Raw genomic sequence first — 26566 nt, forward strand, 5'->3', positions numbered from 1 at the left:
GAGGAAAACCGATGTACACCACTGAAGAAAAAGCAAGAATCAAGTGGGCATGCCGTCGTGGAATGTTAGAGCTCGATGTGGTTGTGATGCCGTTCTTTGAAGAGTGCTTTGATTCTCTGAATGAAAATGAGCAACGAGATTTCGTTTCCCTACTTGAGTCTGACGACCCTGATCTATTTACTTGGATTATGGGGCATGGTCGTAGCGAAAATCTTGGGCATGCGGCAATGGTGGATAAAATTGTTGCCCACAACCTCAGCAAAGTGCGTTAATTTCGTATTATTTCCTTCCCATTTTGCCCGCATTACTAACTTCATTTTTTTGATGATAGCCGTGTGGGCATTATTGATATCGCCGATTCCACTCGTAACGCTCCCCTTCTTTTACGCACCTCTTATCACGGCGCAAAAGAGTACCTCACTGTTAGTCCCTAGCTTAATCGGCCAATTCAAGCTCACGAGTCACGGTGAGTGGCAATGTGCCGACCAGAACTTGTCCATTGAAAAGGTTTCTACACAGTTTGCGTTTATGGTGTTGATCATTTATGCACAACAAGGTAAGCGCTATCTAGTGTGGCGCGACAGTTGTGTGGAAGCGGATTATCGCCGTTTATTGGTGCAGCTTCGGCAGGTTACCCATAACCAATCACCAACAATAAAGGAGCGATAAACGCTCCTTTATTCATTCGGTCAACTTGACGCTAACAGATGATCGTTGGCGAGGTTACTCGTCTGGCGTTAGGATCGTTGGGCCACTATTTTCGGCTAACTCTGGATAATCGAGCGTGTAGTGCAAACCGCGGCTCTCTTTACGTTGCATAGCACAACGCACCATCAACTCTGCCACTTGCAGTAAGTTACGCAGCTCAAGCAGGTTATTTGAAACGCGGAAATGACTATAGTATTCGTGGGTTTCTTGTTGCAGTAATTGAATGCGGCGTAGTGCTCGCTCTAAGCGCTTATCTGTGCGGACAATCCCCATGTAATCCCACATAAATAGGCGCAGTTCATGCCAGTTATGTTGGATTACGACCTCTTCATCAGAGTTATTGACCTTACTTTCATCCCAACCGGGTAAGCTTGGTGGGAGCTGAGCTGTTGGTAATCCTTTTAAAATATCCTTTGCCGCTGACCAAGCATAAACGACGCATTCTAATAGAGAGTTCGACGCCATTCGGTTAGCACCGTGCAAACCGGTGTAGCTAACTTCGCCGATCGCATACAGGTTATGCAGATCCGTTTTACCTTGTTTATTGACAATAACGCCACCACAAGTGTAGTGCGCCGCAGGAACAATCGGAATCGGCTCTTTGGTCATATCAATGCCCAAATCCATCAAGCGTGTATAAATGGTTGGGAAATGTTTTTCAATAAAATCGGCCGGTTTGTGGCTGATGTCCAGATACATACAATCAGCACCTAAACGCTTCATCTCATAGTCGATGGCGCGAGCCACGATATCACGAGGAGCCAGTTCGGCACGTTCATCAAAATCGAGCATGAATCGTGAACCGTCTGGGCGTCTTAAAAAAGCGCCTTCGCCACGTAGTGCTTCTGTCAGTAGGAAATTACGTGCTTCAGGGTGGAAAAGACAAGTTGGATGGAATTGATTGAACTCAAGGTTCGCCACTCGGCATCCTGCACGCCACGCCATTGCGATACCATCACCTGAGGAAACATCAGGGTTAGAGGTATATTGATACACTTTTGAGGCGCCGCCCGTGGCTAAAACGACAAACTTAGCGCGGATCGTTTCAACGTGTTCCTCATTGCGGTTCCAAATATAAGCGCCAACCACTCTTTTTTTATCACCACCGATTTTATCTTCGGTGATTAAATCCAGCGCATTGTGACGTTCAAGGATAGTAATGTTTGGGTGATTATGAACATTGTCTTGCAAGGAGGTTTGCATTGCCATGCCAGTGGCGTCAGCCGCGTGCAAGATGCGGCGATGACTATGGCCGCCTTCACGAGTTAAGTGATAGCGAGGTGCTTCATCACTGTCATTCTCTTCTCTGTCAAAAGGAACGCCGCCATCGATAAGCCACTGAACACACTCTTTAGCATGCTCGGCGATGAAACGGACAGTATCCTCTTCACAGATCCCTGCGCCCGCAATTTGAGTGTCTTCGACGTGTGACTCAATACTGTCTGATTCGTCAAAAACAGCGGCAATACCTCCCTGAGCGTAATAAGTGGCACCTTCACTGCGTGGTCCCTTACTCAGTACAATGACTTTACTGTGTTTTGCTACGCGTAGTGCGAGCGATAAACCCGCTGCGCCACTGCCTACGACTAATACATCGCATAGATGTTCACGGTTTGCGTTCATAAAACTTTTAAATTCCCGAACTAGAGTAGAGTTGTCCAACTCTCATTTTAAATATGCATTGCATGTATCTATACTCTTGAAGTGATTCAGCCGCAAGGTTTATCCACTAACGGTATCGCTATGGCTTCAAGCCAATAGCAGTAGAGAAAGATTTGATGCAATACTTTGTAAATGCCATTGTCTTTCGTCTTATCGACCCTCACTATATTGGGGATCCCCTATAGTGAAATTAGATCACATTTATTGAATAATGCTTGGCAAATATTTTTAGACAGAATGGAACTTTCTATTCTCCCTTGAGTCACAATAGTGCTCATGTAAGCGGTGGTGTCAATACTACATTTTGCATAATGAATGCCCATATCTGAGAAGGTAAGGGGAATAACAATAGGAGTACAGGCTCGAATGAACGAGCAACTGACCGATCAAGTATTGATTGAGCGAGTTCAGAGTGGAGATAAGCAAGCGTTTAACCTTTTGGTTTTAAGGTACCAAAATAAAGTCTGCAACCTTATTTCTCGGTATGTGAGCAATTCCGGAGATGTAGCCGATGTCGCACAAGAAGCGTTCATCAAAGCGTATCGGGCTATCCCAAGTTTTCGCGGAGAGAGTGCCTTTTACACTTGGCTATACCGTATTGCTGTTAATACCGCTAAGAATCACATTGTAGCCCAAAGTCGTAGACCGCCCGCTAGCGATGTTGATGCTGAAGATGCTGAATATTACGAAAGTGGCAACGCATTAAAAGAAATATCGAACCCTGAGAACATTACGTTGTCGAAAGAATTGCAGCGGGTCGTTTTTGGTGCGATAGAAGCGTTGCCTGAAGATTTGAAAACTGCGATGACCTTGCGTGAACTGGATGGTTTAAGTTACGAGGAAATAGCAGAAGTCATGGATTGTCCTGTAGGAACGGTGCGTTCTCGCATCTTCCGTGCTCGTGAAGCGGTAGAAAAGAAGATTAAACCTCTTTTATAGCGCTCAAACCGGTAACGAAAATGGTGAATAAATAATGGCTGACAAAGAAAGACTTTCAGCACTCATGGATGGGGAAATGGTCGATAAAGCGCTCATTCAAGAATTAGAGCTCGACCAAGAAAGTTTGCAAACGTGGAAAAATTACCATTTGGTTGGTGATGTGATGCGTGGAGATGCCCCAGTCCGAGCTGAGTGGGATATTGCACAGAGCGTCGCGTTAGCATTGGATGACGAACCCGCACACAGTCGTTTACAATCTGCTTCGGTTATTGATTTTCGTGATACAAGCCGTGAGTCTCAGCCGACGCCAGCTCAAGCTCGTCGGCAGTTACCGGCTTGGCTTTCCCAATTTGGCCAGGTTGCGGTTGCTGCGTGTGTGTCGTTTGTGGTGATTTTAGGTGTTCAACAATACGGTGGCCGTGATTCAGGAGTGAATCAAAACGACCAATTACCCGTACTGCAAACCATTCCGTTGGCTGGCAGCGCAGAGCCAGTGAGCTTAACGCGTGATTCAGTAGAGCGCCAAACCAGCGAAAGCCGCGTGCAAGAACAACGTCGCCGCGTAAACGCATTATTGCAAGACTACGAGCTGCAACTTCGCCTGAACAGTGAAAGTGCAAGCCCAAATAACGATGTACTTGAATCGGTAGTTGAATGAATAAATTCCTGATCAGTGCACTGGCGCTGTTCAGTTTGAACTCTACATTAGCCTTTGCAGAAGACCAACCTGCAGAGGCTTTGTTGCTTCAAATGAACGAGGCCAGTCAGCATTTAAATTATGAGCTGTCTTACATTCTGATTAAGAAAAACAGCATCGATCCACTGCTGTATCGTCATGCAAGTCAAGGCGATCAGCAATTTGCGCATCTCGTTTATCTCAGCGGCCCGATCCGTGAAGTAATTCGCCGTGGTAATGAAGTGAGTTACATTGAACCTGGGGTAGAACCGTTCACCATTGAGTCAAGCACTATGGTTGCGCCGACGATTCCGATGCTAACCAGCAATGTCACTGAATTAGGCCGTTACTACGATTTCGTCAAAGTTGGCCGTGCACGTGAAGCGGGTACGGCTTGCCAAGTGGTGCGAGTGGTGCCGAAAGATGGCTTACGCTATTCCTATATTTTGTGGGTAGATGAAACCAGTAACTTGCCATTGCGAGCTGATTTAGTCGATCGCGACGGCGAGGTGCTTGAGCAATATCGCACTATCTCTTATGCCATTAGCGACAAACTAGCGCAGGCGATGCAAGGGCTAAATGACGTTGAGTTACCCGAGGTATTAACGTTACCGAAAGGCAACCTTACGGAAAGTTTTTGGCAAGTGAGTTGGAAACCTGAAGGCTTTGAACCCAAAGAGCTTAACCGTTATCGTATGGCGATTACTGAGCGTTTGGTAGAGAGCCAGATGTTCAGTGATGGGCTATTTAGTTTTTCTGTCTATATTTCCGATAGCGACAACCATTCGCTGAAAGGCCAACTGGTTCGTCAAGGTCGCCGTACCCTGCATAGTGTGGTGAAAGGAAACAATGAAATCTCAGTGGTCGGTGATATTCCACCGGCAACGGCGCAGCGCATTGCTCAATCGGTGACGTTTGTCCAGCCTGCGGCGCCCTCAACAGAGGCAACCAAACCATGATGACGGCGTTAGCAACAGTCACCGCTGTTCAACCTGATGCTAAAGGGTTTCACGTTGAACTCAGTTGTCAGCAGCAGACCAGTTGCAGCAGTTGTTCGTCCTCCAAAAGTTGTGGTACTGGGATCTTATCGAAAGCGATTGGTAACAAAGCGCTGTTATGGCAACTCGATACGAAAAAACCAGTGAAGCAAGGCCAGACGGTTGAAATCGGTTTCCCCGAAAAAAGCTTGCTTCAATCGGCAGCCTTAGTGTATTTGGTGCCGCTTTTTATGATGATGTTTGGCGCTTGGCTGGGTGAGAGCCTCTTGGCCCCTTGGCTCGGTTTAGGTGAGGGCATCGTGATCATCACGGCCGCTGTTTTTATCGCGCTGGGGATCGGAATTGCCAAACGTTGTTCTGTGGTTCTTGAAAAACGATCGCAGCAAGAGGTGGTTTTGGTCCGAGTCCTTGGTGAACCTATCGCCTAATTTATGATGCGAACCCTACCGAAATTGGGTAGAATCGGCCAACTTTATGGAAACGCCGCTTGATGTGGCTTTCTTATGTCCCTTTTTTCAAGAGTTTAGTCATCCCAAATCTATGAAGCACATTCGTAACTTTTCGATTATCGCCCACATCGACCATGGTAAGTCGACCCTATCTGACCGTTTGATCCAAGTTTGTGGTGGATTAAGTGATCGTGAAATGGAATCTCAAGTTCTAGACTCTATGGACCTTGAGCGTGAGCGTGGCATCACCATCAAAGCACAGAGTGTGACGCTCGATTACAAAGCAAACGATGGCGAGACATACCAGCTCAACTTTATCGATACTCCTGGACACGTTGACTTTTCTTATGAAGTTTCCCGTTCTTTAGCCGCCTGTGAAGGTGCTCTATTGGTAGTGGATGCTGGTCAAGGCGTTGAAGCGCAAACATTGGCTAACTGTTATACCGCCATTGAAATGGACCTTGAAGTTGTCCCAATCCTAAATAAGATTGATTTGCCAGCCGCAGAGCCTGAACGCGTAGCGGAAGAAATTGAAGATATCGTCGGCATTGATGCTATTGACGCAGTGCGCTGCTCTGCGAAAACAGGCCTTGGCGTGGATGAAGTGCTAGAAAAAATCGTTTCTGGTATTCCGGCTCCTGAGGGCGATCCTGCTGCGCCGCTGCAAGCGTTAATCATCGATTCTTGGTTTGATAACTACTTAGGTGTTGTCTCTTTAGTGCGAGTGAAAAATGGTGCGCTGAAGAAAAATGACAAGATTAAAGTGATGAGCACAGGCCAAACTTGGGGTATTGACCGTTTAGGTATTTTTACGCCAAAACAAGTCGACAAAACCATGTTGAACACTGGTGAAGTGGGCTGGGTGGTTTGTGGTATTAAAGACATTCTCGGCGCTCCTGTGGGTGATACACTGACCAGCGCGAAAGATCCGTGTGAAAAAGCATTGCCAGGCTTTAAAAAAGTGAAACCGCAGGTGTATGCGGGGCTTTTCCCTGTCTCTTCTGATGATTACGAAAACTTTCGTGATGCGTTAGGTAAACTGAGCCTAAACGATGCCTCGTTATTCTATGAGCCAGAAAGTTCGGCCGCCCTTGGTTTTGGTTTCCGTTGTGGTTTCTTGGGTATGCTCCACATGGAGATTATTCAAGAGCGTTTAGAGCGCGAATACGATCTTGACCTTATCACCACTGCGCCAACGGTAGTCTATGAAGTTAAGAAGACCGATGGCACGATGCTTTATGTTGATAGCCCTGCTAAATTGCCTGCGGTGAACGACATTGAAGAGATTCGTGAACCGATTGCGCGTTGTAACATTTTGACCCCTTCTGAATATTTGGGTAACGTCATTATGTTGTGCGTTGAAAAACGTGGCGTGCAGGTTGATATGGTCTATCACGGTAACCAAGTAGCCTTGACTTATGATGTGCCGATGGCCGAAGTGGTACTTGATTTCTTTGACCGCTTGAAGTCAACTTCTCGTGGTTATGCATCACTTGATTATGGTTTCCAACGCTTTGAAGCTTCAAGCATGGTCCGTGTGGATATCTTGTTGAATGGTGACAAAGTGGATGCGTTAGCCATCATCACTCACAAAGACAATTCGCAAACGCGTGGTCGTCAAGTGGTTGAGAAAATGAAAGAGTTTATCCCTCGCCAAATGTTTGATATCGCGATTCAAGCGGCGATCGGTAACCACATTATTGCTCGTTCAACCGTGAAGCAGCTGCGTAAAAACGTACTGGCGAAATGTTACGGTGGTGATATTAGCCGTAAGAAAAAACTGCTTAAGAAGCAGAAAGAAGGTAAGAAGCGCATGAAGCAAATTGGTAATGTTGAGTTGCCACAAGAAGCTTTCCTTGCCATTTTGCACGTAGGTAAAGATTAAGCATTGCTTTGGCTTTCTTATGCATGCAGCAGTCACCATTTAAGTGAAAGAGTTTCGGCTCTTTCACTTTCGTATTTTTAGATAAGGGAACTCCATGGCGAATACATTTTCACTCATCTTGGTGATCGTCACATTAGTGACTGGCATAGTTTGGGTGCTGGAGAAGTTGGTGTGGGCGAAAAAACGTCAACAGAAGATGGCCGCTATTGAAGCGCAAACCAACGGCTTGGATGACAAACTCAGCGCCAAAATTTCCGCGCAACCTTGGTGGATTGAAAACAGTGTTTCCATCTTCCCTGTGATTGCTTTTGTGCTGGTGCTACGCTCTTTTGTGTACGAACCTTTTCAGATTCCATCTGGCTCAATGATGCCAACGTTGCTGGTGGGCGACTTCATCTTAGTTGAGAAATACGCTTACGGTTTGAAAGACCCCGTATGGCGTACTCAACTGGTCGAAACTGGTAAACCAGAGCGTGGTGATGTCGTGGTCTTTAAATACCCGCCGCAACCAAGCATTGACTACATCAAGCGCGTGGTCGGCATGCCGGGCGACACAGTTCGTTATAGCAGCAACAAAGAGATTTGTATTCAAGCTCAAGGTTCAACAGAGTGTAAACAGGTCAAACTGTCCAATGTTGAAGAGAGTGAGTTCAACCAAAATGGCATCCCTTTAATTCAAGTGAATGAAAAGTTAGGTCAGGTTGAACACCAGATTTTGATCAATCCATTGCGTCGTGATCGTGTTGATGCTTATCAGCCACGCCATGGCGTTAATGAATGGGTTGTTCCTCAAGGTCAGTATTTTGTGATGGGTGATAACCGTGACAACAGTGCTGATAGCCGTTACTGGGGCTTTGTTCCAGAAGCAAACTTAGTCGGTAAAGCGGTCGGTATTTGGATAAGTTTTGAATTTGAACGTGGTGCCGATAGCGTTTTACCTTCGTGGATCCCAACTGGTGTGCGTTTTAACCGCATTGGTGGCATTAACTAGGCTAGCTTTGGCTAGCCATCACTACATCGAGAGAGCATGAATTCTCCAATTAGTAAATTAGAAACTAAACTCGGTTATTCATTTAATGATCCCGAGTTTATTTCCTTAGCACTGACACATCGCAGTGCAAATGGTAAGCACAATGAACGTCTTGAGTTTCTGGGCGATTCAATTTTAAGTTTTGTCATCGCTGATGAGCTGTACCACCGTTTCCCTAAAATTAACGAAGGGGATATGAGTCGTATGCGCGCTACGCTTGTGCGTGGTCACACATTGGCTGAACTGGGCAGAGAATTTTGCCTAGGAGATTACTTAAAATTAGGTCCAGGTGAGTTGAAAAGTGGTGGTTTCCGCCGTGATTCAATCCTTGCTGATGCCGTAGAAGCCATCATTGGTGCGATTTATTTAGACAGCGATACCGAAGTAGTACGACGTATTATTTTGAGCTGGTATCAAGAGCGCCTTGACGCCATTGAGCCGGGCGTATCGCAAAAAGACCCAAAAACTCGCCTACAAGAGTTTCTGCAAGGTAGAAGAAAGCAACTGCCTATCTACACAGTGACTAATATTAAAGGTGAAGCACACAACCAAGAATTTACGGTATCGTGTGATGTAGCAGGAATGGGAACGCCTGTAATTGGTAAAGGCACCAGTCGTCGTAAAGCTGAACAATCGGCGGCTGAAATTGCACTAGAGCAACTGACAAATGGCTGATAACGAATTTGATTTGGATGCGTACTTCGCATCAAACACCAACAGCAATGAAGCAACTCCGGAAAGTGGTGAGCAGCACTGTGGTTTTATCGCCATTGTGGGTCGCCCCAATGTCGGGAAATCAACCCTGCTGAATAACTTACTGGGACAAAAGATATCCATCACATCGCGCAAGCCTCAAACCACTCGTCACCGCATTATGGGTGTCGATACAGAGGGGCCGTACCAAGCGATTTACGTTGATACTCCGGGGTTACACATTGAAGAAAAACGTGCGATTAACCGCTTGATGAACCGTGCGGCAAGTAGTTCACTCAGTGATGTTAACTTAGTGCTGTTTTTAGTCGATGGCACTCAGTGGACCGCCGATGATGAAATGGTGCTCAACAAGTTACGCAATGCTAATTTCCCTGTAGTGTTGTGTGTCAATAAAGTCGATAACGTGAAAGATCGTAACGATGTAATGATGCATATGCTAGAGCTATCGAAGAAGATGGAATTTGTTGATGTCGTGCCGATTGCGGCAAAACATGGCAAAAACGTCGATGTATTGCGCAAACATGTGCGTGAGCATTTACCTCAAGCCACGCATCACTTCCCTGAAGAGTATGTGACTGATCGTTCACAGCGCTTCATGGCTTCCGAGATTGTGCGTGAAAAACTGATGCGCTTTACTGGTGAAGAGCTGCCGTATTCAGTAACCGTTGAAATTGAACGTTTTGACTATAACCCTGAAACCGATGGTTTTCATATTAACGCGTTGATCCTCGTTGAACGCAGCGGTCAGAAAAAAATGGTGATCGGCAAAGGTGGTGAAAAAATCAAAACCATCGGCCGTGAAGCGCGTTTAGATATGGAAGAGCTGTTTGGTCGCAAGGTTTACCTAGAAACTTGGGTGAAAGTGAAATCCGGGTGGGCAGATGATGAACGTGCCCTTCGTAGCCTTGGTTATATTGACGATCTATAACCTCTATTCGAGGTGGGTGAGAACATCGCTCACCTTTGAGTGCTGATATGTCAGACGGTTTACAGCGCTGTTTTGTCCTTCATCGACGTCCTTATAGCGAGTCGAGCCTAATCCTTGATGTGTTTAGCGAGGAGTATGGCCGCGTCACCTTAATGTCCAAAGGCGCACGCAGTAAACGATCGAACTTAAAAGGTGCACTGCAACCTTTTACCCCCTTATTGCTCAAATGGTCAGGCAACGGTTCAATGAAAACCTTACGCCAAGCTGAACCGATTAGCCTTGGCTTACCACTCAGTGGTATTCATCTCTATTCTGCCATGTACGTCAATGAGCTGATTGGCCGCGTGCTTGCGCAAGAAGTGCCTTGCCCAGGTCTGTTCCATGATTATCTGCATGCACTCACCGAGTTAGCTCAGTGTGAAAATCCAGAACCAGCACTGCGCCGTTTTGAACTCGCGTTGCTAGCTTCAATGGGTTATGGCGTTGATTTCTTGCATTGCGCCGGAACGGGAGAAGCCATCGATCCTCGCATGACTTATCGCTATCGTGAGCAAAAAGGTTTTATCGCTTCTGTCAGGCGCGATAACCTCACGTTTATGGGCGATGAGTTGATTGCCATTAGTGAGCGGCGCTTTGTCAGTAAAGAGCAGCTTCAAGCGGCAAAACGCTTTACACGCATAGCGTTAAAGCCGTATCTTGGCGGCAAACCTTTAAAAAGCAGGGAGCTTTTCCTGCCCATGTCTAGTTTTTCCAGAGTACGGAGTATAGGAAAATGAGCGCAATTTACTTAGGCGTTAATATCGATCACATCGCCACGTTACGAAATGCCCGCGGTACTAAATACCCAGATCCCGTGCATGCTGCTGAAATGGCAGAGCGTGCCGGAGCTGATGGCATTACCATTCACCTACGTGAAGACCGACGCCATATCAAGGATCGCGATGTGCGTATTTTACGCGAGACGTTGCAAACTCGAATGAACCTCGAGATGGCCGTTACCGACGAAATGATTGATATTGCTCTGCAAACCCAACCTGAATTTGTGTGTTTAGTGCCTGAAAAGCGTGAAGAACTAACGACGGAAGGTGGGCTGGACGTATTAGGACAGCTTGACAAAGTGAAAGCGGCAACCGAAAAACTGACCGCTGCAGGCATCAAAGTCTCTCTGTTTATTGATGCTGATCGTGAGCAGATTAACGCGGCTAAAACTTGCGGTGCACCGTTTATTGAATTGCATACTGGTCATTACGCCGATGCAACAACCGAAGCGGATCAGCAAGATGAGTTAAAGAAAATTGCGGCGGCTGCGAGCTATGCGAGTGATTTGGGTATTACGGTGAACGCTGGTCACGGCTTGACTTACCACAACGTAGCTGCCATTGCTGCATTGCCTGAGATTTACGAACTCAACATTGGTCACTCGATTATCGGGCGTGCTGTATTTGATGGTTTGGAAAAATCGGTCGCCGATATGAAAGCCATCATGCAAGCGGCTCGCAAATAAGGTCTACCGATGGCGATTATCGGCTTAGGGACTGATATTGCGGAAATTGAACGCATAGAAAAAGCATTGTCACGCAGTGGCGATGCTTTTGCCGAGCGGGTGCTAACCCAAGATGAATTGGCGGTGTTCCATTCGCTCAAGAAAAAAGGGCGCTATTTAGCGAAACGTTTTGCCGCTAAAGAAGCGGCATCTAAAGCGCTTGGTACGGGTATTGCGCATGGCGTTAGCTTTCAGGATTTTACCGTCACCAACGACGCCAACGGAAAACCCGTGCTAATACTATCAGGTAAGGCTAAGCAGTTGGCTGCCACAGCCAGTGTGAATCACATTCACCTAACCATTTCTGATGAGCGTCATTATGCGGTGGCGACGGTGATTTTAGAGTCTTAATCTGTCAATCTTCTCTGCTTGCTGACAAGCAAATACTGCTGAGCGGCAAGCCCCTTTTTTCATTCGGTTAAATTGTCTCTTGGGTTAAATTGCTCATTCGCTTAAATACGGTTTAGCGGTGGCGATTACTTTGTCCATCTCATCTTGTAATTCAAATAACTCTGGTTCGACATCGCTGATGGATTTGCCTGAGCGCAATGCCTGTTCGAGCGCCGCGCACACTTTTTTCAAGCGGGGGACGCCACTGTATGAGCAACTGCCGTGCAGTTTATGAATATGGTGCAGTAGATCTTGAGTAGAGTATTCATCATCTTCCAACGCCATACTGACGACTTGGCTCACCTGTGGAATCGAATCAACTAGCATCTGTAGCAGCTCTTTGGCCAAATCTTCCTTGTTGGCTGATTGTTTGAGTGCATTTTGCCAGTCAATGATAATGGTGTGATTAGGCTGCTCAGCTTCCTGTGACGGCGACGGTATAACTTGTTCTGTGAGTTGTAATTTCTCCAACTGTTTACGGTTGGCGTAGGGGTTCCAGTGTGCTAACACTTGCTGCAAGATGTGCTCTTCAATCGGCTTAGTGAGGTAATCATCCATTCCTTCTTTCAGCAGACGATCGCGCTCTCCGATCATTGCATGAGCCGTTACCGCAATCACGGGCGTTTGGTGATTGAGTACCGTTTTCTTAATTTCCTGGCAAGCGGTGACCCCATCCATCTGTGGCATTTGGATGTCCATCAAAATCATATCAAATTTCTGGCGGCTTGCTTGTTCGACCGCTTCTTGGCCATTCGTACAAGCGATGACGGTTTCAACACGTTCTTGCAGCAGGGCCATGATCAGTTTGAGGTTGGCAGGGTTATCATCCACCGCCATTACTTTCAGGGGCAGTGTATCGAGTGTGATCGGTAGATCTTGAATGGCAGGCTGTACCGGTTGGTGCGCGATTAACAGTTGCAGCAATTTTTTACGCGACAGTGGCTTGGTAATGCACTGCACTGGATGATGCTGCATTAAATAATCGGATAGGGCGAGCTCGGTACTTGGTGTACCGATAATCACGTTGTCGGCAAGCTGAATAGCCTTTGTGACCCACTGCTCAACCAAATCTAAATCAGTCTCTCTACTTGGGGCTAAATTGAGTAATACATAATCGAAGCGATCCGTCTCTTCTGGCATCACCGCTCGATATGTGACGGTTAACCCTGCCTGCACCAACATTTGCTGAATGATGGAGGCGGCTTGCATATTGGGTTCAACGAGCAACAACTGTTTATTGCTCAAAATATGTGGATCAAGCCAGTCGCTCATCGGCATTTCAGTGGTATTAAGACGCAGCGTAAACCAGAAGGTGGAACCTTGGTGAAGGCGGCTGGTGAGGCTAATTTCGCCGCCCATGTGGCTGACCAATTTCTGAGTAATAACCAAACCAAGTCCAGTGCCGCCGTAGCGACGAGAAATACTGGCATCGGCTTGGCTAAAGGCTTGGAACAGCTGTGCTTGTTGGCGCTCTGAAATACCAATGCCGGTGTCGCGCACCATAAATTGCAGCTCAACCACATTGTCGCGTTGTGAGCGCAATTCAACACTGATGTCGATGTTGCCACGTTCGGTGAACTTAATCGAGTTACCGACAAGGTTGGTCAACACTTGTTGGATACGAAGTGGGTCACCTACCAAGCCTGCTGGGATTTTTTGATCCACTTTAAGAGTGATTTCCAATCCTTTTTCATGAGCACTGGTCGCTTGGAGGTTAACCACCTCTTCCAAACTCTCTTGAAACTCGAACGGAATATTTTCCAGTGCTAACTTACCGGCTTCTAGCTTGGAGAAATCCAAAATGTCATTGATGATGTTCAATAAGTTATTAGCCGATTTTTCAATGGTTTGTAAGTAATCTGCTTGGCTATTCGTCAACTGGGTTTTGAGCATTTGGCGGGTGAAGCCAATGACACCGTTAAGTGGCGTGCGCAACTCATGGGACATGTTAGCAAGAAATTCTGATTTTATGCGCGCGGCTTCTTGGGCGCGTTTTTTGGCAATGTCCAATTCAACGTTTTGGATTTCCAACTGCTCTAAGGTTTCTCGCAAATCCGAGGTGGCTTGGTCGATACTGTGCTGCATTTCGACGTGATATTCCGATAGCGATACCGCCATCGCGTTGATCCCTTTTTTGAGCGAATCTAACTCACCGTGCATTTTGCCTTCGATCCGCACATCAAGGTGGCCGCGACGAATTCTATCCACCATGTTTTTCATGTGTGAGATAGGGCGAGTCACATCGTGCAGGAGTCGGAATGCGAACATCCCTGATAAACCGAGCCCAAGCGCAAGCACTAAAAAGGCGGAAAAGACCTCTTGATACTGTTGTAAACGCAATGAAGAGAGATCCAACTCTATCGCGATATAGCCGAGCGCAGGCGTTGATGTATTGGCATTTATGCCTTCGGTTAGACGGTTTTCAGCCAAAATTGGCGTGCGCAGTATTAAAGTGTTCTCGGTGAGATTTGAGCTGCTTAAAATCGGAATGGGCTTATCTTTTGGATAAGTTAAGCTTTCAAAGTTAGGGTGAAAATTCGAGGTGACAAACAGTTCGTGGTTGGCGTCAAACACCGCAATACTGCGGACAAATTTAGAGTTCTTCCGATGCGCGTAGCTGATAATGCGGCGTACCGACTCACGGCTTTGGTTTTTTAAGGCGTCTTCACTAGCAATGGCCAAGGGCTCGATGATGCTTGCCCCCGCATTGATCACCTGTTTTTCCAGATCATGGTAGCGATTGAATGAGAAAAAAGCACTGAGCAACAAGCCGATAATTAAGGTTGGAGCTAAGGTTAAAGTAATAACGCGCGCGCGTAAGCCATATCTGGTCATTATTGTCTAAACATCGTGGTGTGGATATGGGAAAATAGCCCGCAATTTGATGAGCAAGCCTGTACGAAAATCGTTTAATTGACGGCTAGCTTAATCAAGTCGAGTAAGTTCGACAATCATCCCCGCACTAAATAGTGACGCTAGGGCAAAAAACATCGATTTAATTTTACTTAGGCACAGAGCATGGCACGTTTTTTCCAACCGAAAAAGAAAGCGCAATTAGAAACAAAACATCAAACGGTATTGATTGAACGTCTTGATCATCAAGGTTCTGGTATCGCTTATCAACACAATAAACTGCTTTTTGTTGATGGCGCGCTGCCCGGTGAGCAAGTGCTGATGCAGCTAACTGAAAGCAAAAGTAAATACTCTCGCGGTCAGTTGATTAAAGTCTTAACGGCCAGTGAACAACGCGTGACGCCATTTTGTCGCCATTACGGTCAATGTGGTGGTTGCGATCTGCAGCATTTAGAGCACAGTGCGCAAGTGGCGCACAAAGAGCAAACACTCTCGCAATTGATGAGTAAATTCGCCGGACAAACGTTGGCATTGAGCCCCGCAATAAGTTGCGCCGATAAAGGCTATCGCCGCCGCGCCCGCATCAGCGTGTTGTGGGACAAAAAGCAGCAACAGCTGCAATTTGGCTTTCGCAAAAAGCAGAGCAAGCAAATCGTTAACGTGACGGACTGCCCAGTGCTAGAACCACAACTCAACACGCTACTTACACCTATCCAAGCGCTGTTAACGCAATTTAAATCTCAGCAAGCGATTGGCCATGTTGAATTGGTGCTGGGTGATCAAGGCGCGGTGATGGTGTTGCGCCATCTTCAGCCGCTGCCAAGTGAAGATCACGCGGCGTTGCTGGCATTTGCTCAGCAGCATCATCTCACTTTGTATGTGATGCCAGAAAGCGATCAGCTCGAACGTCTTCACGGAGAGATGGCAAGCTACCGTGAAACCGGATCAGTTATCGAATTTTTGCCCTCCAACTTTATTCAAGTCAATCGCCAAATAAACCAAAAAATGGTGGCTCAAGCATTGGAATGGTTAGCTTTGACTGATGATGACCGAGTGTTGGACCTATTTTGTGGTGTAGGGAACTTTAGTTTGCCGATGGCCCAATACGCTCAATCGGTGGTGGGCATTGAAGGTGTGGATGAGATGGTTGAGCAAGCGACACAAAACGCGCAGCGCAATCAAATCGACAATATCACGTTCTACCAAGCAAATTTGGAACAAGATATGTCAACGCAAGCGTGGGCAAAGCAAAAATTTGCTAAAGTACTACTCGACCCAGCGCGAGACGGGGCGGCAGGCATTGTCGACCAATTGGCTAAGCTCGGCGCTCAGCGAGTGGTGTACGTTTCTTGTAACCCGGCAACACTGGCAAGAGACAGTCAAAGTTTACTCAGCCAAGGTTATAAGTTGGTAAAACTTGGCATGTTGGATATGTTTCCACACACCAGTCATTTAGAATCGATGGCGCTATTTGTAAAAAGTCGGTAGACAGAGAACTAACTCAGTCGAAGTTAGTCGAATACCACAAACTATAAAACTAGGACGAATCAGATGGTTGCGGTACGAAGCGCACACTTGAATCCAGACGAACAGTTTGAGCTAGATAAATGGATTGCGAGTTTACATCAAGATAAAAGCACAGCTTCTAAACTGACGGACGTATATCGTCAGTGTGAAACGTTATTAGAAGGTCATGCCAAAGGACCGCTACTACTGTGGCGCGGCCGTGAAATGATCGAAATCCTGATTACCTTATCGATGGATCGCGCCACTTTAGTCGCGGCTCAGCTCTTTCCTATCGTCAGTAGTGGGCTTTTTGACCGTGAAGTATTAGAAGAGACCTATGGTAAAGGCATAGTGAAGCTGATTGATGGTGTCGAAGAGATGGCGGCACTTGGTCAGTTAAACGTTACCTTGCAAGGCAGTGAAGCTTCAGAGCAGGTGGATAACGTTCGCCGCATGCTGCTTGCGATGGTAGATGATTTTCGTTGCGTGGTGATCAAATTAGCGGAGCGCATTTGTAATTTACGTGAAGTAAAAGATGAACCTGACGAAATTCGCCGTGTAGCGGCTAAAGAGTGCGCCAATATCTATGCCCCTTTAGCAAACCGCTTGGGCATTGGTCAGCTCAAATGGGAAATTGAAGATTACGCATTTCGCTACCAGCAGTCCGATACCTACAAACAAATTGCTAAGCAGCTTTCCGAGCGCCGCATCGTGCGTGAACAATATATTCACGATTTTGTCGAAGATTTGCGCGCCGAGATGAAGCTTTCTCATATCAATGCCGAAGTGAGTGGCCGTCCGAAACACATCTATAGCATCTGGCGCAAAATGCAGAAGAAAGGGTTGGCTTTCGATGAACTGTTTGATGTGCGTGCAGTTCGCATTATTGCTGATCAACTGCAAGACTGTTACGCCGCCTTGGGCGTCGTTCATACCAAATACAAACACCTGCCTAGCGAATTTGATGATTACGTTGCTAATCCGAAACCGAATGGCTATCAATCCATTCATACGGTGATTTTAGGGCCAGAAGGCAAAACCATCGAAATTCAAATTCGTACTAAGCAGATGCATGAAGAGTCTGAACTTGGGGTTGCTGCACACTGGAAATATAAAGAGGGCGCAACGGTTGCCCGTAGCGGTTACGATGAGAAAATTAGTTGGTTGCGTAAGCTTCTTGATTGGCAAGAAGAGATGTCTGATTCGGGTGAGATGATCGACGAGCTGCGTAGCCAGGTGTTTGATGATCGCGTTTACGCCTTTACACCTCGTGGTGATGTGGTTGATTTACCCATGGGAGCCACGCCGCTCGATTTTGCCTACCATATTCACTCTGAAGTGGGGCATCGCTGCATCGGTGCCAAAGTCGCGGGTCGTATTGTTCCATTTACTCATAAATTATCTATGGGTGATCAAGTCGAAATCATCACTCAGAAAGAGCCGAATCCGTCGCGTGATTGGCTAAATCCAGCAACGGGGTTTGTTCATTCAGGCCGTGCGCGCGCCAAGATTAACGCCTGGTTCCGTAAACAAGGCCGCGAGAAAAACCTTGAAGCCGGACGAGAGATCCTCGAATCAGAATTAGCCAAAATCGGTGCCACGTTAAAAGATGCCGATAAATATGCGCTCAAACGTTTTAACGTCAATACGCCTGACGAGCTGTACGTCGGCATTGGCAGTGGTGATCTGCGAATCAACCAAATTGTTAATCACATCAATGCGTTGGTGAATAAGCCGACCGCTGAGCAAGAAGATCAACAAGCACTGCAAAAATTGCAAGATGCGCAAACTCGTCCAGCTCAGCCACATCGAGCGCACAAAGATGCCGTTGTAGTGGAAGGGGTAGATAACCTCATGACACACCTAGCGCGCTGTTGCCAACCTATCCCAGGTGATGAGATCAAAGGTTACATTACTCAAGGGCGTGGTATTTCAGTCCATCGCAGTGACTGTGAACAGCTAGAAGAGCTGAGCCATCACGCACCTGAACGCATCATTGATACCGTTTGGGGGCGCGGGTTTGTTGGAACCTATATTTTGACTTTGCGCGTTGAAGCGATGGAGCGAGGTGGGTTACTCAAAGACATCACCACCCTGCTTGCGAATGAGAAAGTGAAAGTCATCAGCATGAAAAGTCGTAGCGACTACAAAAGACAGTTGATCATCATGGATTTTGATCTTGAAGTGAGCAACATCGAAGCGCTGTCACGAGTATCAATGCGAGTAGAGCAGATCAAAGATGTCATGTTGGTGAAACGCCTAGGCTAAATTTCATATCACAGTAACACTCTTATTGGCGTGAATCGCAATTAAATCGCGACGCAAGCGCCTTGGGTTTTCAAAGGCGAGTGGCAATGACTGCTCGCTTTTTTATTTTAAATATTGATGTAAGGAGCGGATAAATGAGCCACCCAATCGAACAACTGGAACAGATCATGGCACAGTTGCGTGACCCAAAAACAGGTTGTCCTTGGGATATCAAGCAAACTTTTGACACGGTTGTTCCTTACACAATCGAAGAGACCTATGAAGTGGTGGAAGCGATCCACAACCAAGATTGGCCTAATCTCAAAGAAGAATTAGGTGACTTGCTGTTTCAAGTTATTTTTTATAGTCAAATGGCGAAAGAGCAAGGGTTGTTTGATTTCTCGCAAGTTGTTGAAACGGTGAATGAAAAACTTACGCGCCGCCATCCTCATGTTTTTGCGGGTGCCAAGTTTGAGGATGAAGCGCAAATCAACGCCAATTGGGAAGCTGAAAAAGCCAAAGAAAAGGTACAAGCAGGAAAAAAAGATCAAAGTATTCTAGACTCAATACCACACGCTTTTCCGTCTCTTTTACGTGCTACAAAGATTCAAAAAAAGTGTGCCCAATATGGCTTTGATTGGGATTCTATCGGCCCAGTGGTTGATAAAGTCCAAGAAGAGATCGAAGAAGTCATGGAAGAGGCGTTGCAAATTAACCCTGATCCGGTTCGAGTAGAGGATGAAATGGGCGATCTATTATTTGCCACCGTTAACTTTGCTCGGCACTTAAAAATTGATCCAGAAGTGGCGTTAAATAAAGCAAATCGAAAGTTTTCACGTCGATTTAAAGGTATTGAAATGCTGGTGGCACGTCAGCACAAAACCTTGACCGATTTTTCTCTCGAAGAATTGGATGCGATGTGGAATGAAGTGAAGCGCTTGGAGTCGAAGTAATACCCTGTGTTGGCAATCCACAATAAAACCCACCCATTGAGACAAATTTGACTCATTTGAGTGGTGTGATAAGCCATATCAAGCGGTGCTCTTTGATTTGAAGCAAAAAATAAAAAATGACAGTGTGATAGATTTCACGTTGTAGCGAATAAGGGCTTCTGGTATATTTTTATCCCGTCCAGAAGAAATCCATTTCCCTCATTCAACCAATTTCAGGTTAAACATGACGACAAATTACATTTTTGTTACTGGCGGGGTTGTATCCTCTCTAGGTAAAGGTATTGCGGCAGCATCTCTTGCGGCGATTTTAGAAGCTCGTGGTCTTAAAGTGACTATGATGAAGCTTGACCCTTACATCAACGTTGACCCAGGCACAATGAGCCCAACTCAACATGGTGAAGTGTTTGTCACGGAAGATGGCGCTGAAACTGACCTTGACCTTGGTCACTACGAACGTTTTATTCGTACCAAAATGACCAAGCGCAATAACTTTACTGCTGGTCGTGTTTATGCCGATGTATTGCGTAAAGAGCGCCGCGGTGACTACCTAGGTGCAACGATTCAGGTTATTCCACACATCACTAATGCGATTAAAGATCGCGTTATCGCAGGCTCTGAAGGTCACGATGTCGCTATCGTTGAAGTGGGCGGAACCGTTGGTGATATCGAGTCATTGCCATTTATGGAAGCGATTCGTCAGCTTGCGATTGAAGTGGGCCGTGAACACGCGATGTTTATGCACCTGACTTTAGTTCCTTACCTTGCCGCTGCTGGTGAAGTGAAAACCAAACCGACTCAACATTCAGTTAAAGAGCTGCTTTCTATCGGCATTCAGCCTGATATTTTGGTTTGTCGTAGCGATCGCGTTATCCCAGCGAACGAACGTAAGAAAATTGCTTTGTTCTGTAACGTGCCTGAAAAAGCCGTTATCTCGATGAAAGATGTTGATTCTATCTACAAGATCCCTCAACTGATCAAAGCTCAAGGTTTGGATGACATCGTTTGTAACCGTTTTGGTATTAAAGCACCGGAAGCGGATCTTTCTGAATGGGAACAAGTGATTTACGAAGAGGCTAACCCAACCGCTGAAGTGGTGATCGGGATGGTCGGTAAATACATTGAATTGCCTGATGCTTACAAATCGGTTAACGAAGCACTGAAACACGCAGGTTTGAAAAACCGTTTGAGCGTGAAAATCAAATACATCGATTCTCAAGACGTTGAAACCAAAGGTGCGGAAGTGCTGACTGGTTTGGACGCAATCCTCGTACCTGGCGGTTTTGGTGATCGCGGTATCGAAGGCAAAATTCTTGCTGCGCAATATGCCCGCGAAAACAAAGTTCCTTACTTAGGGATTTGTTTAGGTATGCAAGTGGCGCTGATCGAATACGCACGTAACGTTGCGGGTATGAAAGGTGCGCATTCAACAGAATTTAACAAAGAGACTCAATACCCTGTGGTAGGCTTGATCACCGAATGGGTAGATGACGAAGGTAACGTAGAAGAGCGTACTGAAAAGTCTGATCTTGGTGGTACTATGCGCCTTGGTTCGCAGCTATGCCACTTAGAGAAAGGCACCAAAGCGTATGAGCTTTACGGTAGTGCAACCATTCATGAACGTCATCGTCACCGTTATGAAGTTAATAATAAACTTCGTCCGCAGATCGAAAAAGCTGGCTTGAAAGTATCAGGTCTGTCTGCTGATAAGAAGCTAGTTGAAGTGATTGAGAACCCTGCTCACCCATGGTTTGTAGCAGCTCAGTTCCACCCAGAATTCACGTCAACCCCTCGTGATGGTCACCCACTATTTGCAGGCTTTATTAAAGCGGCAGGTGAGTTCCAACGCGGTGAATCAGAGAAGTAACAAGGATACGGGCAGTTGCAATTGTTGTGCTGCTGCCCTTTATAGTTTTGACATTTAAATTCAACGAGAGGAAACATTAATGTCTAAGATCGTTAAAGTTCTAGGTCGCGAAATCATCGACTCACGTGGTAACCCAACAGTAGAAGCTGAAGTTCACCTAGAAGGCGGTTTCGTAGGTATGGCAGCTGCGCCATCTGGTGCATCTACTGGTTCTCGCGAAGCTCTTGAGCTACGTGACGGTGACAAATCACGTTTCCTAGGTAAAGGTGTTCTTAAAGCGATTGCAGCTGTAAACGGCCCAATTGCTGATGCTCTAGTTGGTAAAGATGCTAAAGATCAAGCAGCTATCGACCAAGTGATGATCGACCTTGATGGTACTGAAAACAAATCTAACTTCGGTGCGAACGCAATCCTAGCGGTTTCTCTAGCGAACGCAAAAGCGGCTGCGGCTGCGAAAGGCATGCCTCTGTACGAGCACATTGCTGAGCTAAATGGTACTGCTGGCCAATTCTCTATGCCTCTACCAATGATGAACATCATCAACGGTGGCGAGCACGCAGATAACAACGTAGACATCCAAGAGTTTATGATCCAACCTGTTGGCGCAAAAACTCTTAAAGAAGCAGTACGTATGGGTGCAGAAGTATTCCATAACCTAGCTAAAGTTCTGAAGTCTAAAGGCTACAACACTGCCGTTGGTGACGAAGGTGGTTTCGCTCCTAACCTAAAATCTAACGCTGAAGCGCTAGAAGTTATTGCAGAAGCAGTTGCAGCGGCTGGCTACGTGCTAGGCAAAGACATCACTCTAGCGATGGACTGTGCAGCATCTGAGTTCTTCGACAAAGACGCTGGCATCTACAACATGAAAGGTGAAGGCAAAACGTTCACTTCAGAAGAGTTCAACCACTACCTAGCGGGCCTTGTTGAGCAATTCCCAATCGTTTCTATCGAAGACGGTTTGGACGAGTCTGATTGGACTGGTTTCAAACACCAAACTGAACTTCTAGGCGACAAAATTCAGCTAGTGGGTGACGATCTATTCGTTACTAACACTAAGATCCTTAAAGAAGGTATTGAGAAAGGTATCGTTAACTCAATCCTTATCAAGTTCAACCAAATCGGTTCTCTAACTGAGACTCTAGCTGCAATTAAGATGGCTAAAGACGCAGGTTACACAGCGGTAATCTCTCACCGTTCTGGCGAAACTGAAGATGCAACTATCGCTGATCTAGCGGTAGGTACAGCTGCAGGTCAAATCAAAACGGGTTCTATGAGCCGTTCTGACCGTGTTGCTAAGTACAACCAACTAATCCGTATTGAAGAAGCGCTAGCTGGTCGTGCTCCTTTCAACGGTCTTAAAGAAGTGAAAGGCCAAGCTTAATCCCACTGGATACAGCTTAGCATCATTACTTTAAAGAACGCCCTGCAATGCAGGGCGTTTTGTTTTTTCTGCTATCGCAACTCGCATTTTGAATTGCGAGTTAAGAAGGGAAAGATTTACACCGCGCTAATCGCTGCGATCCGTCGTTTATCCAGTTCTTCTTTGATCGCTTTCCCTTGAAAACCATCACGGATCACCTGTTGTACATCGATACTCAGTGCCGCTTGATAAGCTTTGAGAAAAATATCGCGTTGCGGATAAGGGGTCTCTTCGCAACCTAATCGACCCGCATGATCGGCCTGACAACAAAGTAAAACGTCCAGCAAGCGCTCAGGCTTGCGCCATGCATCGAGTTTATCGAGTATTTTGAGTTTGGTGCTGGGTTTTAATTCTGCCGCTCGATGAATATTGGAATGCTGCTCGCAGACGAGTAGTGCCAACTCTTTACACTCATTTGGAATACGCACCCGCTCGCACAAGGCTTTAATGATGTTAATTCCTGTGTGACAGTGCATTTTATGGCTGGGCCATTCGCTTTTAGGTGTGACTCCTTTGCCTAAGTCATGCACTTGCGCTGCAAAACGAACCGCTATCGATGAAGAGAGCTTCGCCGCTTGCGCTGCAACCATCAAGGTGTGTACTCCGGTATCAATTTCAGGATGCCATTTTTCCGGTTGAGGAACACCAAACAGGCGATTCAGTTCGGGTAATACCACTTTAAGTGCACCGCATTCATATAAAACAGAAAGAAATATTTCTGGATGCTGAGTGGCCAGTGATTTCTGCCACTCTTGCCATACGCGCTCGGCGGTTAAGTGTTGCAACTCACCTGATTGCGTTATTTGTTTCATCAGTGCCATGGTTTCATCGGCAATGGTAAAATCTAAATGTGCGAATTTGGCCGCAAAACGAGCCACGCGAAGGACGCGTAGTGGATCTTCGATAAAGGCATCAGAAACATGGCGCAGTAGGCGATTGTGCAGATCGCGCTGGCCGCCATAGGGGTCAATAAGCTTACCAGCGTTATCTTGTGCGATGGCGTTAATGGTCAGATCGCGGCGGGCGAGATCCTCTTCCAAAGTCACATCGGGTGCGTAGTAGCAGGCAAAGCCTGTGTAGCCAGCGCCAGTTTTGCGCTCAGTGCGAGCAAGGGCATACTCTTGTTTCGTTTTCGGGTGAAGAAATACGGGAAAATCTTTTCCTACAGGAGTAAAACCAGTGGCCAGCATTTGCTCTGGGCTGCTGCCTACTACAACCCAATCTTTGTCATAGATATCAATATGGAGCAACTGATCGCGTACCGCGCCCCCAACTAAGTATACTTGCACCGGATTACCTTAAATATGCTGAAACGCCATTGGCGATTGATGTTAGTAATGGTACTTTTCATCACAGTGAAATGATAGAGACGAGAGAATGTATAAGGAATTTTTTGGATTTACCGAGCCGCCATTTTCAATTGTACCGAGCTCTCGTTACCTATTTTTGAGCCATCGTCATCGTGAAGCGATGCAACATTTACAAGCAGGGCTGGGTGATGGTGGTGGTTTTGCGCTATTAACTGGCGAAGTGGGGACTGGCAAAACAACCATCGCAAGAGCGATGCTTGCGGCACTCGATGATAGTACTCTGGCGGGGTTTATTTTAAATCCAACTTTTTCGAACATCGAGTTGCTTGAAGCGATTTGTGATGAGTTTGCGCTGTCTTACCCACCTTCAGGGAGTTTAAAAGCGCTTAGCCAAGTAATTTATCATCATTTACTGCATAACCACGCGCAAGGGAAACAGACGCTATTAGTGATAGATGAAGCGCAGCATCTGGCCGCCGATGTACTGGAACAGTTGCGACTACTGACTAACCTTGAAACGGAGAGCCGTAAGTTGCTTAAGGTTTTACTGATTGGTCAGCCTGAGTTACAACAAAAATTGCAATTACCTCAGTTACGCCAACTTGCGCAACGTATTACCGGTCGTTATCACTTGCTGCCTCTCAATGTTCAAGAGACAGAGCAGTACATCCACTTTCGTTTAGCGTTAGCCGGCGGTCACAAGGATTGGTTTGATCAGAAAAGTATCAAATGGATAGCGGAACAGACCCACGGTATTCCGCGTTTAATTAACTTAGTGTGCGATGCGAGTTTCAAGTTAGCCTATCAGCAGGGCGTGAAAGCGCTCTCATTTGAATTAGTGCGTACCGCGGGTCAAGAGGTCATGAATTTTCAGTCTTCGGTCTATCAGTCGCCTCATGCTCGCCTCGTACCGTCTTCAATATCGTATCGCTCTCCTCTCATTGCGGGCTTAGTGTTAGCTGTGTTCATTGCGTGGTTTAGCCCGCCATGGATTGATCGCATGATGCGCTTTGCGTTGCCTTCCCCTGAATTACCTAAACCGATCACTCAAGTGGTGATCAGTGCTCAATTGGAACAAGATCTAGAACGCTCGAAGGCATTGGAAGCGGCTATTAGCGATCTTTATAAAGTGTGGGGTTACAGCGCATCTTTGGCCGATAGTTTTTGTGATGCTCAAGCACAAGGACGCTTTCAATGTCAGCGTATGCAGGGTGATTTCAACCAATTAAAGCAGTTAAATTTGCCAGTGGTGCTTACTTTAGCTGCGGAGCAAACACAAGCTTATGCGGTGCTGTACCAGATCAATGCTGAACAGGTGCAATTGTTAATGGCAGGAAAGCATGTGCAAATTAACCAAAGTCAGCTCAGTGACGTATGGACAGGAGAATATCACTACATTTGGCAGCACGATTTACTCCGAACGTTGAAACAGGGCATGCAAGGAGATGATGTTGAACTGCTTGACCAAAAATTGTCTCAGTTACTTGGAGAGCAAGCCACAGGGCATCAACAATTTGATGGTGAGGTAAAGCGCAAAGTAGCTTTTTTCCAACGCTGGCAAAAAATGGACAGCGATGGTATTGCTGGGGCTCGCACTATAAGTCGGCTTGAGCTATTGACTCAACACAACGCACCTCGTCTTCTCATTACTAAGGAGCAAGGATAATGTCGCAAGTGCTTAAAGCATTAGAGCAATCAGAGCTGAGCCACCAGAGCAAAAGCTTGCCGTACTCTTCTCATGTGGCAGTGTTTAATCAATCCTTGCCATCTTCATGGTGCTCGAAATCATCGCTTACCGTGTTGTTTGCTCCATCGTTACTCTGCTGCGGTTATCTTATTTATCATTCATACCAAGCTCGAATCGATGAGCTAGAACAATTGAAGCGCAATGCGCCACAAGTTGTGCAACAAGAGGGGGCTTACCAAGTTCTGGAATACCCTGACTTTGGTGAGTTACAAACCAATACACCACGAGTAAAAACACTTACCGAGACAAGCTCTACGCCGCCATTTACTCCTTTACATGGTACCCAGTTGACGACTAGTGAGCCGCGGCGAGATAAAAACGCAGATCAGGAGTTTGGCCTTAATGATCTCGACTTAAGTCAATTATCCCCGGAATTGGTACAACGAGTTGAGTTGGCGATTCAAGGCAAAGATCAAGTCGTACTTGTAGGAGACACATCAAAAGATCATCTTCTGCTCACAGAACATCTTGATACCTTTTCAGGTCGTATCCCAGCGCTGAATTTCCAGACTCACGTTTATTCAAGTCGTACAGATAAACGATGGGTAAAAATTAATGGCGTAGAGCGAAAGGTAGGTGATGATGTGGTGAATGGTGTGCAATTAGTCGAGATCAATCCGCAATCAACCTTGATACGTTTCGATGGTGAATTGATTGAAATCCCAGCTCTTTATGATTGGAAAGGATAAAAAACGGTCACCTTTCTCTGGTGACCGTTTTTCAAGTGATAGATCCAGTCAGTTA

General features: G+C 46.3%; 23 protein-coding genes. 20 read left to right on the forward strand and 3 right to left on the reverse strand.

All coding sequences use genetic code 11. From position 1 onward, the window contains the following. The first annotated feature begins 11 nt into the window (after positions 1–11). Positions 12–272 carry an FAD assembly factor SdhE gene (locus AACV20_RS03065; RefSeq protein ID WP_010319812.1) on the forward strand — a complete coding sequence of 87 codons (261 nt, stop codon included), beginning with the start codon at positions 12–14 and terminating at the stop codon, positions 270–272. Further along, complete coding sequence (locus tag AACV20_RS03070; RefSeq protein WP_306685457.1) at positions 220–669, forward strand: protein YgfX; 450 nt, start codon at positions 220–222, stop codon at positions 667–669. The genes AACV20_RS03065 and AACV20_RS03070 overlap by 53 nt, the downstream gene beginning before the upstream one ends. Before the next feature lie 54 nt (positions 670–723). On the opposite strand, the gene nadB is transcribed toward AACV20_RS03070, so the two are convergent. Then, entirely contained in the window at positions 724–2331 is a 1608-nt protein-coding gene (gene nadB / locus AACV20_RS03075; protein WP_017046483.1) for an L-aspartate oxidase, read from the reverse strand. Between the two features lie 405 nt (positions 2332–2736). On the opposite strand from nadB, the gene rpoE reads away from it, so the two are divergent. The 11 genes from rpoE (at position 2737) to acpS (ending at position 11883) form a co-directional block, all read left to right on the forward strand. Continuing rightward, positions 2737–3309: an RNA polymerase sigma factor RpoE gene (gene rpoE, locus AACV20_RS03080; RefSeq protein ID WP_026027282.1), complete on the forward strand. Its 573-nt coding sequence runs from the start codon at positions 2737–2739 to the stop codon at positions 3307–3309. A 34-nt stretch (positions 3310–3343) separates the two neighbouring features. After that, positions 3344–3967 carry a sigma-E factor negative regulatory protein gene (locus AACV20_RS03085; RefSeq protein ID WP_170895608.1) on the forward strand — a complete coding sequence of 208 codons (624 nt, stop codon included), beginning with the start codon at positions 3344–3346 and terminating at the stop codon, positions 3965–3967. Further along, positions 3964–4944: a sigma-E factor regulatory protein RseB gene (gene rseB / locus AACV20_RS03090; protein ID WP_017042688.1), complete on the forward strand. Its 981-nt coding sequence runs from the start codon at positions 3964–3966 to the stop codon at positions 4942–4944. Before AACV20_RS03085 ends, rseB begins: the two co-directional genes overlap by 4 nt. Beyond that, positions 4941–5411 (forward strand): SoxR reducing system RseC family protein, encoded by a 471-nt coding sequence (locus AACV20_RS03095; RefSeq protein WP_170906866.1) that lies wholly within the window; start codon positions 4941–4943, stop codon positions 5409–5411. Before rseB ends, AACV20_RS03095 begins: the two co-directional genes overlap by 4 nt. A 112-nt stretch (positions 5412–5523) precedes the next feature. Continuing rightward, positions 5524–7317: a translation elongation factor 4 gene (gene lepA, locus AACV20_RS03100; RefSeq protein WP_026027281.1), complete on the forward strand. Its 1794-nt coding sequence runs from the start codon at positions 5524–5526 to the stop codon at positions 7315–7317. Positions 7318–7411: 94 nt separating this feature from the next. Beyond that, positions 7412–8308 (forward strand): signal peptidase I, encoded by an 897-nt coding sequence (gene lepB / locus AACV20_RS03105; protein WP_013856032.1) that lies wholly within the window; start codon positions 7412–7414, stop codon positions 8306–8308. Between the two features lie 36 nt (positions 8309–8344). Continuing rightward, positions 8345–9022, forward strand: a complete 678-nt coding sequence (rnc, locus tag AACV20_RS03110; protein ID WP_010319803.1) for a ribonuclease III — start codon at positions 8345–8347, stop codon at positions 9020–9022. Further along, complete coding sequence (gene era, locus AACV20_RS03115) at positions 9015–9989, forward strand: GTPase Era (RefSeq protein ID WP_010319802.1); 975 nt, start codon at positions 9015–9017, stop codon at positions 9987–9989. Before rnc ends, era begins: the two co-directional genes overlap by 8 nt. Before the next feature lie 47 nt (positions 9990–10036). Then, positions 10037–10765 carry a DNA repair protein RecO gene (gene recO, locus AACV20_RS03120; RefSeq protein ID WP_026027280.1) on the forward strand — a complete coding sequence of 243 codons (729 nt, stop codon included), beginning with the start codon at positions 10037–10039 and terminating at the stop codon, positions 10763–10765. Continuing rightward, complete coding sequence (gene pdxJ, locus AACV20_RS03125; protein ID WP_013856034.1) at positions 10762–11493, forward strand: pyridoxine 5'-phosphate synthase; 732 nt, start codon at positions 10762–10764, stop codon at positions 11491–11493. Before recO ends, pdxJ begins: the two co-directional genes overlap by 4 nt. 9 nt (positions 11494–11502) lie before the next feature. Further along, positions 11503–11883: a holo-ACP synthase gene (acpS, locus tag AACV20_RS03130; protein ID WP_017047439.1), complete on the forward strand. Its 381-nt coding sequence runs from the start codon at positions 11503–11505 to the stop codon at positions 11881–11883. 93 nt (positions 11884–11976) lie between these two features. Here acpS and barA read toward each other — a convergent pair whose 3' ends face one another. Further along, a complete protein-coding gene (gene barA, locus AACV20_RS03135; RefSeq protein ID WP_094132270.1) occupies positions 11977–14757 on the reverse strand; it encodes a two-component sensor histidine kinase BarA in 2781 nt (926 codons plus the stop codon). Between the two features lie 183 nt (positions 14758–14940). On the opposite strand from barA, the gene rlmD reads away from it, so the two are divergent. The 5 genes from rlmD to eno all read left to right on the forward strand — a co-directional run bounded on the left by rlmD (position 14941) and on the right by eno (position 22726). Beyond that, the gene (gene rlmD / locus AACV20_RS03140; protein ID WP_170906867.1) at positions 14941–16263 is read left to right on the forward strand and encodes a 23S rRNA (uracil(1939)-C(5))-methyltransferase RlmD; all 1323 of its coding nucleotides are present in this window, start codon (positions 14941–14943) and stop codon (positions 16261–16263) included. Between the two features lie 63 nt (positions 16264–16326). Continuing rightward, entirely contained in the window at positions 16327–18549 is a 2223-nt protein-coding gene (gene relA / locus AACV20_RS03145; protein WP_170906868.1) for a GTP diphosphokinase, read from the forward strand. A gap of 134 nt (positions 18550–18683) precedes the next feature. Continuing rightward, a complete protein-coding gene (mazG, locus tag AACV20_RS03150; protein WP_017046491.1) occupies positions 18684–19481 on the forward strand; it encodes a nucleoside triphosphate pyrophosphohydrolase in 798 nt (265 codons plus the stop codon). Between the two features lie 223 nt (positions 19482–19704). Next, positions 19705–21345 carry a CTP synthase gene (locus AACV20_RS03155; protein WP_013856040.1) on the forward strand — a complete coding sequence of 547 codons (1641 nt, stop codon included), beginning with the start codon at positions 19705–19707 and terminating at the stop codon, positions 21343–21345. A gap of 79 nt (positions 21346–21424) precedes the next feature. Further along, positions 21425–22726, forward strand: a complete 1302-nt coding sequence (eno, locus tag AACV20_RS03160; protein WP_013856041.1) for a phosphopyruvate hydratase — start codon at positions 21425–21427, stop codon at positions 22724–22726. A 116-nt stretch (positions 22727–22842) separates the two neighbouring features. On the opposite strand, the gene AACV20_RS03165 is transcribed toward eno, so the two are convergent. After that, a complete protein-coding gene (locus AACV20_RS03165) occupies positions 22843–24054 on the reverse strand; it encodes a multifunctional CCA addition/repair protein (RefSeq protein ID WP_170906869.1) in 1212 nt (403 codons plus the stop codon). A gap of 88 nt (positions 24055–24142) precedes the next feature. Between AACV20_RS03165 and AACV20_RS03170 the strand changes: the two genes are divergently transcribed. Both AACV20_RS03170 and AACV20_RS03175 read left to right on the forward strand, forming a co-directional pair. Then, positions 24143–25741 (forward strand): ExeA family protein, encoded by a 1599-nt coding sequence (locus tag AACV20_RS03170; protein WP_170906870.1) that lies wholly within the window; start codon positions 24143–24145, stop codon positions 25739–25741. Next, on the forward strand, positions 25741–26511 hold the full coding sequence (locus AACV20_RS03175) for a general secretion pathway protein GspB (RefSeq protein WP_170906871.1): 771 nt from the start codon (positions 25741–25743) through the stop codon (positions 26509–26511). The genes AACV20_RS03170 and AACV20_RS03175 overlap by 1 nt, the downstream gene beginning before the upstream one ends. Positions 26512–26566: the final 55 nt, after the last annotated feature.

Source organism: Vibrio sp. B4-6 (genome assembly GCF_963888245.1).
In the GTDB taxonomy this organism is placed as follows: Bacteria; Pseudomonadota; Gammaproteobacteria; order Enterobacterales; family Vibrionaceae; genus Vibrio; species Vibrio anguillarum.